Here is a 15,020-nt window from a genome sequence, read left to right on the forward strand (position 1 = left end):
TAGAATAGTGAATCTGACCCAAACCTACACAGGCACAGGCCGTCACAACTGTTTTTTACCGCGACCAAGCAGATAAATCTCACTAGAGCGGTCTCGTGAAGCCTTAGGCTTACGAATCATAACCTGAGCAAAGCTGTTTTTCATTAACTGCTGAAACTCTTGCAAACCACTGCCCTGAAACACCTTCACTAGGAAATCTCCATTTTGTTTCAGATGTGCCTGCGCAAACTCCAGACCCAGCTCAGCAAGATACAAACTGCGTGCCTGATCAGTAATGTTATTGCCTGACATATTGGGTGCCATATCACAAATTACAAGATCTAACGCACAGCCGGCTAGCAAACTTTCAAACTGCTGCAGAACCTCATTATTCCGGAAATCACCTTGAATAAACTCCACCCCAGCCACCGGTTCCATGGGCAGAATATCCAACGCAAAAACCTTGCCCTGCTTCCCAGCCAGCTTCACGGCAACCTGCGACCAGCTACCTGGCGCACTGCCAAGGTCAGCCACTACCGCACCAGACTTTATCAGATGATCTTTTTCATTGATTTCCAGCAACTTATAGGCTGCACGAGCTCGATAGCCCTCTTTTTGTGCCAGATGAACATAATGATCATTTACATGCTCATTGAGCCATGCACTGGAAGATTTAGAACGAACACCCATGATACAAATTCTTGAAAAAACTTCATCATTGTATCGTGAAATCGCAACAGAATACAGAGCTTAGCCCGTGTAAAACCGCGAAATTAAGCACAATTAAAAACATGTAGGCTACATCAACCAGCCTCAAATTATATAAATAACAAATTCTTTAATCTTCCAAAAAACCCATGTTTTACCAATTACCCATTGCAAATCAGGACAGACCTACATTATCCTTTTTTCATAGAAAGAGATAGATATTAACTATAAAAATTTGTCCGCCTCAATTAGAATAGCTCAATCTGAACTTAACCTGTGTATCTGCTCAACCAATTAGCCGATACAGCGATATGGAAACTTAAATGGCAACTGACAAATTAAACAGCAAAGATAAAATGGCATTGAAAGCGCGTGCACATCAGCTGCATGCAGTGGTACTGATTGGCCAGAACGGATTAACAGAAGAAATCATCACAGAAACCAGCCGCAATCTGGATGCACACGAACTGATTAAAGTACAAGTGGCAGGTGACGACCGCACAGCACGCATCGCTATTGCCGAAGCTTTGTGCTCTGCAACAGGCGCTGAACTGATACAACATATAGGCAAACAGCTGGTGTTATATCGCCGCAAAACCGAAAAAACTGAATAAACAAAAAGCGATTCATTCTATGAATCGCTTAGTTATTTGAGCGGCGGCATTTAACCGGAAGAAAAAATCAGCGCTCAGCAGGCTGATTAAATATAGAAAACCTCCAGAATTTCGTATTCACGCACCCCACCCGGTGCCTGAACTTCAGCCACATCGCCTTCTTCCTTACCAATGAGTGCACGTGCTATCGGCGAACCAACAAAAATCTTAGCCTGTTTGATATCGGCTTCATCTTCTCCAACAATCTGATAACTCACCACTTCCTCAGTTTCCAGATCCTGCATTTTCACAGTAGCACCGAATACCACCTTACCATCGGCATTGGTTTCTTTCGGGTCTATAATATGTGCTAGAGACAACTTGTGCTCAATTTCTGCAATACGACCTTCAATAAAACCCTGTTTTTCCTTGGCCGCTTCATATTCTGCATTTTCGGACAAATCCCCATGCGAACGAGCTTCAGCAATCGCTTCAATTACCGCCGGACGAGCCACGCTCTTCAGTTCTTGTAGTTCCTGTTTCAGCAAATCAGCGCCCAATATGGTCAACGGAATTTTTTGCATCATATTTCTCCAAGATACCACAGCTAAATACACTTGCGGTATTTCGTATTAATAACAAAAAGCAAGCCGCCCGATTCTGGCGGCTTGCGCTGTTCCATGTATGTTATTTTAGCAGACCAGTATAAAAAATAGCAATGGTTACAACCAAGGCAGCCTGCACATCATAGTCATCGAGCTCACATTAGTATTTAAACTTAATTTAGTTATTTCTGACACATATTTAAGCAAAAATTAAACCCACATAGGCAAACTTCAACTTAATTATCTTAGACTAATACTCCCAAATACTTACTGTTTCTCTTGCTCTTTGAATTTCTTGGCTGAAGTGAATCAGTACAATACACTGCTGGTTAAAACAAATTGATACATAGGATTAAATTTACATTAACAGGCATGAATAAAATGATTAAGAAAATAAAAATTTTTATATAGAGATTTGCACTACTCAGTACAAAATCCCAAAAATTCGCTACCAATAATACTCGCTATATTTATTGAATAATTTATCGTCAATTTGGTTTGAGAGTAAAAAAATATTCATTTATTATAATGTTTTATAATTGTTAGGATAATTTCTTTACTATTAGCTAATATCGAATAGTGCAAAATTTGTATTTACAATACAAATATCAATAATTTATAGCTTAAATATACAATTTATCAACCGTATTTAATTTATAAATATCATTTTCAGCTGTGGTTAAACGAAATGCCTTTTGGACAATTCATCCAAAAGGCAAAATCTTCATAGATTTGAAATTTCAAATTGCTAATTCAGATAAGAGGCAACAAAAAAATCAAGATTAAAATGGGATATCATCATCAATATCATCTATTGGTGCCGGTGCAGGTGCTGGACGTGGAGCCTGACGACGTGGAGCAGCCGGTGGTGGGCTAGAGGCGGCAGATGCAGCATCATAGCCACCCTGACTAAAATTACCACCCTGAGCATAATCAGCTCCGCCGCCCATCTGATCATAGCTGCCACTTGCAGCGCCTGTATCATTGCGGCTACCCAGCATTTTCATTTCACTTCCGATGATGTCATAAGCCGTTCGTTCGATTCCATCCTTACCACTATATTTACGGCTTTGGATTCGGCCTTCGATAAATACCTGACTTCCCTTGCGCAGATACTGGTTGGCAATTTCGCCCAGTTTGCCAAACAGCGTGATATTGTGCCATTCGGTTCGGGTCTGGCGCTCGCCATTACGGTCACGCCACTGTTCATCAGTAGCAATGGAAAAGTTGGTTACGGCATCGCCACTAGGCATATAACGCGTTTCAGGGTCTCGACCCAAACGGCCAACCAGGATGACTTTATTAACAGACATGGTGGTTTCCTAATAATAAGTGCAGGCTGTCTTGCAGGACAACCCATGTTAAAAGTAAATCTGTGCTATTGCAGAATGGGTTCACGCCCATTGCCAGTGCCGCTGCCAAGCGCTGATAACCGCATTTGAATAAGTAGTCCGGCCTAAACTACCATTATACCGCGCAAGCGCGCGAGCCATATTACCATTCTCACGATTGCGATAATATCGCAGAATGGTACAACCATAGCGTAAGTTAGTGCGAATATCGAATAAGTTATGTTCCGGCCGACCAATCTGTCTGACCCAGAATGGCATAACCTGCATTAAACCGCGTGCGCCAACGCCGGAAATTGCATATTGTCGGAAACGGCTTTCTACTTCTATCAGACCGAGTATTACCTGCGTATCCAGACCGGCGCGCATGGATTCGTATTGAATATTAGTCAGTAAACGTTTGCGCGCATAATCATCTGGAACATATGGCGTCAGTCTTGTTGACATCGCGTTTAACCAACGATTTGCCTCTGCTGCAGAAGCAAATATAAGCCGTGGGGGATTAGCATTGCTGACCGCATTCCGCATTACAGAAGCCACATCATCAGAAAGAGTTTCCTCGCGTTGTGCACCAGCCATAGCAAAGCGAGGTAGAGTTGCTCCAAATACCGCTGCACTGCCTGCTAGAAGCAAATGTCGACGCGATATCGACTTACTACTGTACTGCATATGGATAAATTCCGAATCTATACGGTGGACAAACCGTTTTGAAATTTTGGGTATACATTAGGTGTGATATTTTAAATCATGTTATTAGGATTAAAGTATTGGTAAGAGAATATAGTTTAACAGATAAGCCAAAGAATTTTTCAATACAACAGAATAAGGACTGAGAACAGTCAGGCAATGCAAAAAAGCCGATGCATAACATTGGCTTTTTTAATTAATGATTTCTCTATTTTAATTCAAGGTAATTGGTACAAAAGCTTCTCGCGCCAGTTCTTCCTGTGCCAAATCAGTGACTACTGTGGAAATTTTTATTTCAAACCAGCTTTTGAATATCTCCAGATTTATGGCTGGCCAGAGATTTTCATCCTCACACCAGTCCGCCAGCTCTGCAGCAAAGATATCCTGATAACGCTCTTCTATTTCCACCCACAAGTCATCTATATCTTCACAGGCAGAAGTCAGATAAGCATTTGCGTCCTGCTGTAACATTTCAAGTGACAATTCATCCAGATCTATATTCGGCAGATTTTGCAGCCATATCCAAAAAGGATCAAGCGGTACAAGCAAAAATACACTGCGGTTAACTTCATACATATTTGTATTCCTGTTGTGCTATAAGCTGAATTTCAATTAATAACTGGCGTTTTAAAAAGACATTGACACAGATTTAGTGCATATCCCAGTAAGGTGAAACAGATGTCGCTGCACTATCTGGTTGAGTTTTATCGGCTGATTCATCTGAAATAATTTCAGCCTTATCAGCAGCAGTGTTGTCAGTAGAAACAGCTGCTTTATCGGCTTTCACAACCGGAGCTTTGTCGACCTGTTTTGCAGATTGCGGCTGAGTATTAGCTGTATCACTGTCAGGAGCGACCAGAGTATCGATATCATCATCATCATCGTCATCATCTGGAAACAGTGTTCCGCCTACCTGCTTATTGCGTAATTTCATATACACATCACGCATATAAGTGTATCGATCTAACGCAGCATCATTCAAACTGTCAGTTACATCCAGTAAGCTTTCACGAGTGGCAACACCATTCAATCCAGCCAGACTCCAACGTACTGCATCATCCTTAAAAATGGCATTTTCAACAGGAAAGGCGTCTGTAATTGTGCTGCCAATACTATCGCGCACAGTAGACGGTCCAAATATCGGATAAACAAAATAATTACTGTTTTTCCAGCCCCAAGAAGCAAATGTGTCACCAAGAGTATTTTTATTATTTGGAATTTGGCCTGCGTCAGCAATATCCAGTAATCCACCCAAACCAAAAGTAGTATTGATCCCTACTCGAACAAAATCTGTACTGGCTTTCTCAATATCCAGTCGCAGCAGATTACTGCCGAAACTAACTACATCTCGCAGATTATTGAAAAAGTTGTTCACTCCGGTTCGTACCGGAGAAGGTGTAACTTTACGATATCCACGTGCAACAGGTGTCATGATGTATTGATCCAAGTGATCATTGATATTAAACATCACTCGGTTATAACCTTCATACGGATCCTTATAGGGCTGATCTTCAGCCCAGCCCGCCTGACACAGAAACAACAACAGTGTGGTAGCCAGTAATTTTTTTTTACTCATTGTAACGATTCCTCTACACCGTACAGTGCCATTAGGGTAATCAGCCCTGCCGGTACACCTGCGATGTGCAACATAAATTTCTGTCTGTGTGCCAATCTTTTAGCAGCCACGAGTAAAGCTACACAGGCTGAATCGGCTTCGGTCACCCCACTGACATCCACTTTTTCAACTTTACCACTGCGGATACAGTCACTGAACTGCTTATAATCGTTTTCTCCTACTGTACTCATGGTGACTTTGTCATGAATCATCAGGGTTTTTCCCTGCACAGTGGTTTGCATAATTATCTACCGTTTTTAGCGCGTAACTCAGCTACCAGACCGTCAATACCTTTCTGGCTGATGGTCTGATTAAATTGGTTACGGTATACAGTAACCAAGCTGGCTCCTTCTACAGCAACATTATAAATCCGGTACATATTGCCAGACTGATACATTGTGTAATCCATACGTACTGGCTTACTGTTAGGAGTAGTGACATCCACACGTACAATAATTTCACGCCCTTTTTTATTAACAACAGGATTGTTGTAAACATTCGCTTTTGCGTTTCTGAATTTGAGCATGGTACCGGAATAGGTACGAATCAGTAGTGTTTTAAATTCTTTTGTCAGATCCTGTTGCTGGGCAGGTGTAGCAGTACGCCAAGGTGCTCCGACAGCCAGAGCAGTCATGCGTTCAAAATCAAAATAAGGAATGGCATAATTTTCCGCCTGACGCCGTACCTGCTCGTCATTTTTACCATTAGCGGCCCCCAGTATATTCAGTACTTGAGTAGCATTCTCCTTTAGCTGGCTTACAGCCTGTTGTGGCGAAGCAATAGCCATGCTGATACTCATGATACAAATGCTTAATGCACCCAAAAATTTAGATTTGTTTAGTTTCATTATAGATAAGCCTTAAAATTAAATTTTATTAGATTTACAACTTCAATTGCTTTTATTCACTGGCAGCAGTGCTGTCAGCCGTTTTTTTGTGATCATCTTTAGCGTTGCCTTCAGCAAAGTTGGTCATAAATTTCCCAATAAGCTGTTCCAGTACCAAAGCAGAGCTAGTAATGGTAATGGTATCTCCGTCGGCAAGATTATCTGGATCTCCACCCTGCTCAAGCCCCACATACTGATCACCGAGTAATCCAGAAGTCAGAATTTGTGCAGAAGTATCTGTGCTAAATTGGTACTGTTTATCAATTTTTAAAGTTACTTTTGCCCAATAGGTTTTTGGATCAAGTACTATTTTGTCTACCCGTCCTACCACTACACCAGCAGCTTTAACTGGAGCCTGTGCTTTGAGCCCTCCAATATCACTGAATGATGCAGATAAAGTATAAGTAGGCTGTGAAGAACCGATACCATTTCCGCCTGCTACACGAAAAGATAAAAACAATACTGCTACGATGCCTATTAAGACAAATAGACCAACCAGCATTTCTAGACTGTTTTTTTTCATATCATTATCCTGTTAATCCATATCTTATTTGGTAAACATCAGTGCGGTCAGCATAAAATCCACTGCCAGGATGGTCAGGGAGCTGGATACCACAGTTCGTGTATTGGCGCGCAGAATACCTTCTGAAGTAGGTTGTGCATAAAAACCCTGATAAACTGCAATCAGTGTGACGATCACACCAAATACCAGCGATTTAATCAGGCCGTTTACCACATCATAATAGAAATCCAGATTATTCTGCATCTGCCCCCAAAATACACCATCATCCATACCAAAGTATTTTACGCCGATCAGATAAGCACCATAGACACCGGCCACATTAAAGATGGAAGCCAACAAAGGCATGGAGAGCACACCTGCCCAAAACCGTGGTGCCACAACTCTAGCCACTGGATCAATGGCCATAACATTCATAGCTTCCAGCTGCTCTGTTGTTTTCATTAGCCCGATTTCACTGGTCATGGCACCTCCTGCGCTGCTGGCAAATAGAATGGCTGCCAGTACAGGTCCCAGTTCGCGCAGCATAGCCGCAGCTACCATATAACCCAATATATCAGCCGATTTAAATTTCGCCAGCTGTGTATAAGCTTGTAATCCCAGCACCATACCGACAAACAGGCCAGATACGGCAATGATAATAATGGAAAGTACCCCAGAAAAATACATTTGCCTTATCATCAGTCCCGGCCGGCGTAACACTGTTCCGCTGCGCAACAAAGCAGCAAACAGAAATAAAGTGGCGCGCCCAAGGTGCTGGACAAAACTGAGGGTTTTTGCACCCAGTTCTTCTATAGCTTTCATCACGCGATGTCTAAATCCTGTTGTAAGGTAGTGGTTGCCGGATAGCGAAAGGCCACCGGCCCGTCAGCCTGACCATGTATAAACTGATTTACCCATGGTGAATCCAGTTCACGCATTTGGTGTGGTGAACCGGAAAAAATAATTTCCCCATGTGCCAGAAAAACCACATGGCTGGCTATATCCAGTGATTGCTGTATATCGTGTGTCACCATTACACTCGTAGTTTGCAAAGCTTTGTTTACTTTACTTACCAAGCCTGCTATCACTCCCAGCGAAATTGGATCTAGACCAGTAAATGGTTCATCATATAGCAATAAGGCCGGATCAAGTGCGATAGTGCGTGCTAGTGCCACTCGGCGGGACATACCGCCGGAAAGTTCGGACGGCATTAATTTTTCTACGCCACGCAAACCTACCGCATTCAGCTTCATGATTACCAGATCATGAATCATGCTGTCTGGTAAATCAGTGTGTTCGCGCATCGGAAAAGCCACATTATCGAAAACCGACAAATCTGTAAACAGCGCACCAAACTGAAACAGAACACCCATATTGCGGCGATGATGATACAACTCTTCGCGGCTGAATTTAGCAATATCTCGTCCATTAATCAGTACCTGTCCCTGCTGCGCGGTAATCTGACCGGTAATCAAGCGTAGCAAGGTGGTTTTACCGCTACCAGAACTACCCATGATTGCGGTAAAACTACCTTGCTCCAGCTTAAAATTTATGTTTTTAAGAATGGGTCGATCGCCATAGGCAAAAACCACATCCTTCATTTCAATAAACGGCGTAGCCATATCAATATTTTCCATGCCGTACGTTAATCTGATTTTATGATGTCTGCCCGTATTTATCAATTACGGGTAGGTGTATTATTCGAACTTACTGCTGTGACACATTTCAATCGCACTGCTGACAGCGGCAAATAAACTGCCGCTGCTGGCTTTCCCCGTCCCGGCAAGGTTCAGAGCAGTGCCATGATCTACCGAAGTACGTATGAATGGTAATCCCAGAGTGATATTTACTCCTTCGCCAAAACTGGCATATTTTAATACAGGCAGTCCCTGATCATGATACATAGCCAAAACCGCATCTGCTTCTTTAAGCATAAATGGCTGAAATAGTGTATCTGCTGGAAAAGGGCCGCTGACTTGCATATTTTGCTGTTGCAACTTCTTAATCACAGGAGTGATAATAGTATTTTCTTCATGTCCCAAATGTCCGTTTTCTCCGGCATGCGGATTGAGTCCGGCAACAAGAATGCGTGGCTGTGACAGACCAAATTTATGCTGTAAGTCACGATGCAGGATAATAAGAACTTCTGTCAATAATTCAGCCGTCATCGCATCAGCTACTTTTCGCAATGGTAAATGAGTTGTAGCCAGAGCTACTTTCAAACCGCCTCCAGCCAGCATCATAACCACTAAGGGCGTATCACTTTTTGCTGCCAAATATTCGGTATGTCCACTGAAAGGTATACCGCTATCATTGATGATACCTTTGTGTACAGGTGCAGTGACCATGGCCGCAAATTCACCCTGTTCAATACCTGCATATGCTCTATTTAGCAACTGCAAAACATAATCTGCATTGTGAACATCCAATAAACCGGCCTGCACTGGTACTTGTACGGGAATATGACAAACTTCCAGCATTCCTTTTATCGGCTGAGTATCTCGCTGATAAGACTGAATAAAAATATGTTTACCCAATAATGCAGCCCGCTGCTCCAACAGCCGTTTATCACCCAGAACCACAATGCGTACCGGCAAATCAGCGCCAGCCAGATCCAAACAGATATCCGGACCAATTCCTGAAGGCTCGCCACTGGTAATGGCAATCACAGGCTGCTGATGAGAAAAATTCACCCCTCTCACCATTTTCAGTCCTGAGGTCGAACATTGATATATGCCTGATCCTCCAATTGCTTCAGGAAATTCTGTAATAATAGTTCTCGTTTTTCCTGCACCAGCACTGCACGCATGCCATTACGCTGACGTTCTGCTGGAGTGTCATTGCTTCTGACATCAATCAATCGAATTACATGCCATCCGAATTGAGTACGAACTGGCATCGATATCTGTCCCGGCTGTAAAGATTTAACAGCCGCCTCAAACGGCGGGACAGTTTCACCATCTATAATCCATCCCAAATCACCACCATTTTGAGCACTGCCATCTTGAGAATACTGGCGAGCTAACTGTTCAAACGATGCACCAGAACGTGCCTGCTGGGCAATCTGCTCAATCAGTTTGCGAGTAATATCATTATCATTTTTCAAAAGAATATGTTGCACATGATAAGAATATGCTGTGATAGGAGGTGGTAAAGGACGACCATCCTGCTGAGCACGGGCAATGGCATCATCAATTTCAGCATCACTTACCTGACTTTTACCCATCACTTCACTCTGCTCTATTTTTTGAGCTAAAAGATTTTCAGTCATGGTGCGTCGCAGTTGATTTTCACTGATACCTTCTTTGGCAATACGTTGAATTAGCTCTTTAGCCGTCATATGGCGCTGAGCGGCAAATTGTTCAATTGCTTCATTTACATCGGCATTACTCAAACGAATATTGGCACGTTTGGCCGCTTGTACCAATAAATCTTTGCGTATCAATTGTGCCAGTGCCTGCTGCTCTAAATCAGCTGCACTAACTGATTTGCCTTTAGGCAGTTGTGAACGCATCTGATTAGTCACCAAATCCAGCTCTTGCTTAGTTATTACATCATCATTGACGACAGCAACAATGTTATCAACCGGTTTGATATCTAGTGCCAGTGCAGAAGGAATGGCCACGGCCATTATGCTTGTTGCCAACCATTTATGTATGCGCTTCATTAATGTTTTACCTCGTAAGTATTGCTGTAACCGGGAATTTGTGAACCAAGCTGGCTAAGAGGACCATTACCCACTCCGGTCAGGTCTCGCAACTGTAATTGAAATAATACGGCGGTTTTACGTTTTTTATAGTCATCTGTATAGCGTGCACCGACTAGGCCCGCACTCCAGCAGTGGCAAGGACTCTGATATTCCAGACCAATGGTCTGATTAAGGGTGACACTGTGAGCAAAATCATAATTTTGACGCGCAACAAGATAATAATTGCGGCTTACCGGCCACTGGACTCCTACATCAATAGAACGCATTTTGCCATAAACATCATCATAGAGATTTTCATCACGACCATATTTGTAACGAACACTAATGGTTTTACCAGGTTTTGGCGTGTAGCGGATGCCAAAATTATAACTTTCAGATGTTTTCAGATCCTGATTGTAATGCCATTTGGATTCAGCAGTAATGTGATTACTCAGAGCCGCACGACCAAAAGCCACCATGTCTGAGCGTTTGCGTTCTTTGTTTTTCGGAGTGTTTTCATTCAGTTTAACATTATCATCCTGAAAATAAAAACGCTGGCCAATACCGGCCGCAAATCGTTCAATGCCAGTAGTACTATCATATACACGTGATTGCAATGCAGTAGTCAGAAAATTAGCCGCATTGATTCTATCCTGACCGGAATACCGGTTTTCACGGAACAACTGATCATAAGTAAAACTGTTTTCAGCTGTATCAAATAAGGGCATATCTTCTTGATTGCGTCGTGGTATATATGTATAGAACAAGCGTGGTTCCAGTGTCTGAATAAACCCTTTATGCATGTTTTTAGTTTTCCACAACCGCTCAAACGTCATACCTGAATCTACGCTGAGCAAAGGAACTGCACGATCCATGCTGCGTTTATCCTGATTATTCTGTTTGCTCATATCGTAATGTGTGGCATGGAAACTCAGCTTAGGCCGTACATATCCCCATGTGGTAGAGTAATCAGCGGTCAAAGATGGAAATAATACCAGCCGCGTACCATTCGGATATTTATTCAGCCAATCTTTATGACCCGTTTCTTTGCCTTCAAATCGGGTAGCTTCTGCATATACATTTACGGCGTAATGGTTGCCAAAGTAACGGTTCCATGTGGCAGACAGGCGTGGCAGGCGTGAATAAGGTTGATCTTTATAGCCACTGGTAGAAGCCAATGTCTGATATTTTTGCACCATCAGGTTACCGTCAAATGTACCACCCCATATATCTTGATGATAATTTAGCCAAGCCTGTCGGTTCAGATTTACACTACCACTATCACCGCTCCAGAAATCTCGGCGGTAATCATCATCAGAAACCTGATGATAATCAATGCCACCGCTTAAGCCTTTTGCTAGCTGTTGTGTGTGGGTGAAATCTACTTCAGCACGATTTTTGTGGCTACTCTTCTGGTCACTGGGTACCCAGTCAGCACTAAGCTGTCCCTGATATTTCGGTTGTAGATAGCGAAAATCACCTCCGAGTTGGATGCCGCGGCTACTGATTAAATGGGGTCGGATAGTAGCATCATAATTCGGAGCCAGATTCAGATAATAGGGGGTCATCAGCTCAAAACCATCAGAACCGCCCTTAATGGTTGGAGCAAGAAAACCGCTCTTACGGCTGCCATTTAGTGGAAAATCAATCCATGGTGTATAGAATAGAGGCACTCCGCCAAAAACCAGTGTTGCATTACGAGCCACACCAACGTTTTTATCGTAATCCAAATCAATACTACCGGAACGAATATACCAGCTGTCATCACCTGGATTACAGGTATTGAACTTGGCACTTTGCAAACGATAGCGATTTTTACCGCCCATCTGTATTTCGTCACCAACGCCTTGTAGACGACGGTTGTCCTTTTCCATTTCAAAGCGGCCGGCATCACCCACTCCGGTACTTTTAGCCATGTCATAAGTTACATGCTCGCCGCTGACGCGGCTTTCACCATTATCCAGTGTAAAATGGTCTCCAGCTTTGATAATCTGGCTTTGCTGATCATAATCAGCCCAGTCTGAGTTCAGGGTGACATCATTACGTTCAATAATCACATTGCCTTTGGCATGCACTTGCACTTGTGATTGTCCATTGACGTCATCAGCCACAACCCGCGTTACGTCTGTACCCGGATTGGATTCACCACTGCTTTGCACAGGTTTGACAAAGTGTTTCGGACGCTGAGGTGCGGTACAGACATTACCCTCACCCATAGAAAGAGGAGAAGCAGCCAAAGCTAGTGCTGGAAAAGCACAAAACACAGTTGTTAAGGCCAATGCCAATGGTTTGGGGGAAAATATGTAGGACAAAGTATCACCTAAACGGCTTTGCCAGTTAAAATAGTGTTTATTTTAACCTGAAAAATGCCATGCAACGAGAATCCGAACTAAAAAAATGGTTACATACATGTTATCCGCAACAGGATTTTGTTCTTAGCTTTGCTGCTGCTGATGCTGATTTCCGCCGTTATTTCCGAGCTGTTTTCAAGGATAACCACAGTGTAATCTGTATGGATGCGCCACCTGATAAAATGAGCATTCAGCCTTATATCAAGGTCCAGCACCTTTTTCAGGCCATAAATGTACCCAAAATCTATCATGCAGACGCGCAAAAAGGATTTATGGCATTGGAGGATTTCGGACATACGCCCTATCTGGCAGCACTATTGCAAGATAAACGTCCAGAAGTGCATAAAATACTATTACTGGAAGCAGTTGATGAGTTAATTACCCTGCAAAAGGCTAGTCTACCAGATCAACTACCAATATATGATGAAACGGTCATGACACGAGAAATGCAACTGTTTCCAGAATGGTATGTACAAAAAGAACTTGGCTTATCTCTGACTGAAAAACAGAAACATCTGTGGCAACAGGCTGTATCTGCCGTTTTACCGGTCATTCTGGCTCAACCACAGGTTTATGTACACCGTGACTACATTGTACGTAATATTATGCTTACTCGTGGCCGCCCCGGTATTCTGGATTTTCAGGATGCATTATACGGTCCAATTACTTATGATTTAGTCTCGTTGCTTCGCGATGCTTTTATTGAATGGGATGAAGAATTTGTACTGGACATCGTTATTCGATACTGGGAGAAGGCTCGGGCTGCCGGACTACCGGTTCATAATGATTTTGACCATTTCTACCGTGATTTTGAATTGATGGGCGTGCAGCGTCATCTGAAAGTAGCCGGTATTTTTGCCCGATTGTATTATCGTGATGGTAAAGACAAATACCGTAGTGAAATTCATCGCTTCCTAAAATATTTACGTAAGACTAGCCGACGTTATCATGAATTGCGCCCATTATTACAATTAATCACTGAATTGATCGGAGCTGAAGAAATTCAGACCGGCTATACTTTCTGAAAATATTTTGCAATAATCAAGCAAGCTGCTAAATGATTAGCAGCTTTTATTAATTATTCAATGGGTATTTGTAACAAAAACTTTAGTCTCTGCCAAAACCCCATATTCAAATAATGATTTAAACGGGTATTCAAACTCCATTCTCTTTGCTGCATATTACTCATCATTTGATACAAATTAGACACATTGGCTTGCAATTTTTCATATTCCTGATTCAGCTGTACATATTGATCAAATAGCTGAATATTATTCAGATGTTTTAACTGTTCTAGTTCAAGTAAAGTCTGTTCATATAAAATTTCAAGATTGTTTATTTCATTTTGATGATATTTTTTTGATACAGGATCCGAACGGATTTTGCCATACACTTTTTTTGCAAATATTTGTTTCAGCGCATAGTAATATTTTTTAACTTCATCAACTGTAAAATTTATTTCTCCACAAAATTCTGTATCAAGTTTTAGTTTTTTTGAGATGCTGACTTCGATAATGGGAATATGATTTTTCTCAAATGATTTTATTTTTTTCTGATAACAGGGATTAGTAAAAACTACTTCAATCGCCAGACATCCATTCCATTTATCGTATAATTCACAGTCTTCACTAAAATAACCGACTAAATCCGGATAATATTTTTCTTCATTTTTATCAAAATGTTGAAATTTCAGGCATGGTTCAACTAGGAATTTTGAAAAACTAAAATGATAATTATCATTATCAATTGTGAAGTTTATTTCAGACATTTCCTGCAAAACCAACATTGCTGTTGAATGATATATTGATTCTTGCTTGTTCTTATCAACTTCATCCGATTGATATCTGAAAAATCCATATTCTGTTGGTATTAATTCCTGCCGGTTGATTTCATCAAATTCGGTTGAATAAAACTTGAGTCCTGAATAGGCTTCAGGGTGTTGCTGTTTTAATTTCAGCACATCCCAGATATAAAAGATTTCAAGCTTTTCCAATTGCTTGTTGTAAACAAATTTCTCATGTTCATCTTTGGCGTAGGCCCATATTTTTCTGGCCATT

General features: G+C 41.9%; 17 protein-coding genes. 2 read left to right on the forward strand and 15 right to left on the reverse strand.

Annotated elements, in window-relative coordinates:
- Positions 1–42 precede the first annotated feature (42 nt).
- Positions 43–669 (reverse strand): RlmE family RNA methyltransferase, encoded by a 627-nt coding sequence (locus ABU615_RS04205; protein WP_367487172.1) that lies wholly within the window; start codon positions 667–669, stop codon positions 43–45.
- A 341-nt stretch (positions 670–1,010) separates the two neighbouring features.
- Here ABU615_RS04205 and yhbY point away from each other — a divergent pair, with 341 nt between their 5' ends.
- Positions 1,011–1,301, forward strand: a complete 291-nt coding sequence (gene yhbY, locus ABU615_RS04210; RefSeq protein WP_100151723.1) for a ribosome assembly RNA-binding protein YhbY — start codon at positions 1,011–1,013, stop codon at positions 1,299–1,301.
- Between the two features lie 86 nt (positions 1,302–1,387).
- On the opposite strand, the gene greA is transcribed toward yhbY, so the two are convergent.
- From greA to ABU615_RS04275, 13 genes are all read right to left on the reverse strand, one after another.
- Entirely contained in the window at positions 1,388–1,864 is a 477-nt protein-coding gene (gene greA / locus ABU615_RS04215; RefSeq protein WP_267390775.1) for a transcription elongation factor GreA, read from the reverse strand.
- An 803-nt stretch (positions 1,865–2,667) separates the two neighbouring features.
- A complete protein-coding gene (locus tag ABU615_RS04220; RefSeq protein ID WP_370389268.1) occupies positions 2,668–3,198 on the reverse strand; it encodes a single-stranded DNA-binding protein in 531 nt (176 codons plus the stop codon).
- Between the two features lie 81 nt (positions 3,199–3,279).
- The gene (locus tag ABU615_RS04225; protein WP_267390605.1) at positions 3,280–3,903 is read right to left on the reverse strand and encodes a lytic transglycosylase domain-containing protein; all 624 of its coding nucleotides are present in this window, start codon (positions 3,901–3,903) and stop codon (positions 3,280–3,282) included.
- A 231-nt stretch (positions 3,904–4,134) separates the two neighbouring features.
- On the reverse strand, positions 4,135–4,497 hold the full coding sequence (locus ABU615_RS04230; RefSeq protein WP_367487167.1) for a VacJ: 363 nt from the start codon (positions 4,495–4,497) through the stop codon (positions 4,135–4,137).
- Positions 4,498–4,570: 73 nt separating this feature from the next.
- Positions 4,571–5,497 (reverse strand): VacJ family lipoprotein, encoded by a 927-nt coding sequence (locus ABU615_RS04235; protein ID WP_367487164.1) that lies wholly within the window; start codon positions 5,495–5,497, stop codon positions 4,571–4,573.
- Positions 5,494–5,778 carry a lipid asymmetry maintenance protein MlaB gene (locus tag ABU615_RS04240; protein WP_267390608.1) on the reverse strand — a complete coding sequence of 95 codons (285 nt, stop codon included), beginning with the start codon at positions 5,776–5,778 and terminating at the stop codon, positions 5,494–5,496. Before ABU615_RS04240 ends, ABU615_RS04235 begins: the two co-directional genes overlap by 4 nt.
- Positions 5,779–5,780: 2 nt before the next feature.
- Entirely contained in the window at positions 5,781–6,383 is a 603-nt protein-coding gene (locus ABU615_RS04245) for a phospholipid-binding protein MlaC (RefSeq protein ID WP_367645048.1), read from the reverse strand.
- Between the two features lie 52 nt (positions 6,384–6,435).
- Positions 6,436–6,945 carry an outer membrane lipid asymmetry maintenance protein MlaD gene (mlaD, locus tag ABU615_RS04250; RefSeq protein ID WP_267408470.1) on the reverse strand — a complete coding sequence of 170 codons (510 nt, stop codon included), beginning with the start codon at positions 6,943–6,945 and terminating at the stop codon, positions 6,436–6,438.
- A 24-nt stretch (positions 6,946–6,969) separates the two neighbouring features.
- Complete coding sequence (gene mlaE, locus ABU615_RS04255; protein ID WP_100157254.1) at positions 6,970–7,746, reverse strand: lipid asymmetry maintenance ABC transporter permease subunit MlaE; 777 nt, start codon at positions 7,744–7,746, stop codon at positions 6,970–6,972.
- Positions 7,746–8,546, reverse strand: coding sequence for an ABC transporter ATP-binding protein (locus ABU615_RS04260; RefSeq protein ID WP_367645645.1), 801 nt, complete (start codon positions 8,544–8,546; stop codon positions 7,746–7,748). The genes mlaE and ABU615_RS04260 overlap by 1 nt, the downstream gene beginning before the upstream one ends.
- Before the next feature lie 75 nt (positions 8,547–8,621).
- On the reverse strand, positions 8,622–9,629 hold the full coding sequence (gene pdxA, locus ABU615_RS04265; protein ID WP_370389269.1) for a 4-hydroxythreonine-4-phosphate dehydrogenase PdxA: 1,008 nt from the start codon (positions 9,627–9,629) through the stop codon (positions 8,622–8,624).
- 2 nt (positions 9,630–9,631) lie between these two features.
- Complete coding sequence (locus tag ABU615_RS04270) at positions 9,632–10,591, reverse strand: peptidylprolyl isomerase (protein ID WP_267390612.1); 960 nt, start codon at positions 10,589–10,591, stop codon at positions 9,632–9,634.
- Positions 10,591–12,924: an LPS-assembly protein LptD gene (locus tag ABU615_RS04275; RefSeq protein ID WP_267390613.1), complete on the reverse strand. Its 2,334-nt coding sequence runs from the start codon at positions 12,922–12,924 to the stop codon at positions 10,591–10,593. Before ABU615_RS04275 ends, ABU615_RS04270 begins: the two co-directional genes overlap by 1 nt.
- Positions 12,925–12,983: 59 nt before the next feature.
- Here ABU615_RS04275 and amgK point away from each other — a divergent pair, with 59 nt between their 5' ends.
- Positions 12,984–13,988 carry an N-acetylmuramate/N-acetylglucosamine kinase AmgK gene (amgK, locus tag ABU615_RS04280; protein WP_267390614.1) on the forward strand — a complete coding sequence of 335 codons (1,005 nt, stop codon included), beginning with the start codon at positions 12,984–12,986 and terminating at the stop codon, positions 13,986–13,988.
- A gap of 53 nt (positions 13,989–14,041) precedes the next feature.
- Here amgK and ABU615_RS04285 read toward each other — a convergent pair whose 3' ends face one another.
- On the reverse strand, positions 14,042–15,019 hold the full coding sequence (locus ABU615_RS04285; RefSeq protein WP_267390615.1) for a hypothetical protein: 978 nt from the start codon (positions 15,017–15,019) through the stop codon (positions 14,042–14,044).
- Between the last annotated feature and the right edge of the window lies 1 nt (position 15,020).

The organism is Snodgrassella alvi, from assembly GCF_040741455.2.
Classification (GTDB): Bacteria; Pseudomonadota; Gammaproteobacteria; order Burkholderiales; family Neisseriaceae; genus Snodgrassella; species Snodgrassella alvi_E.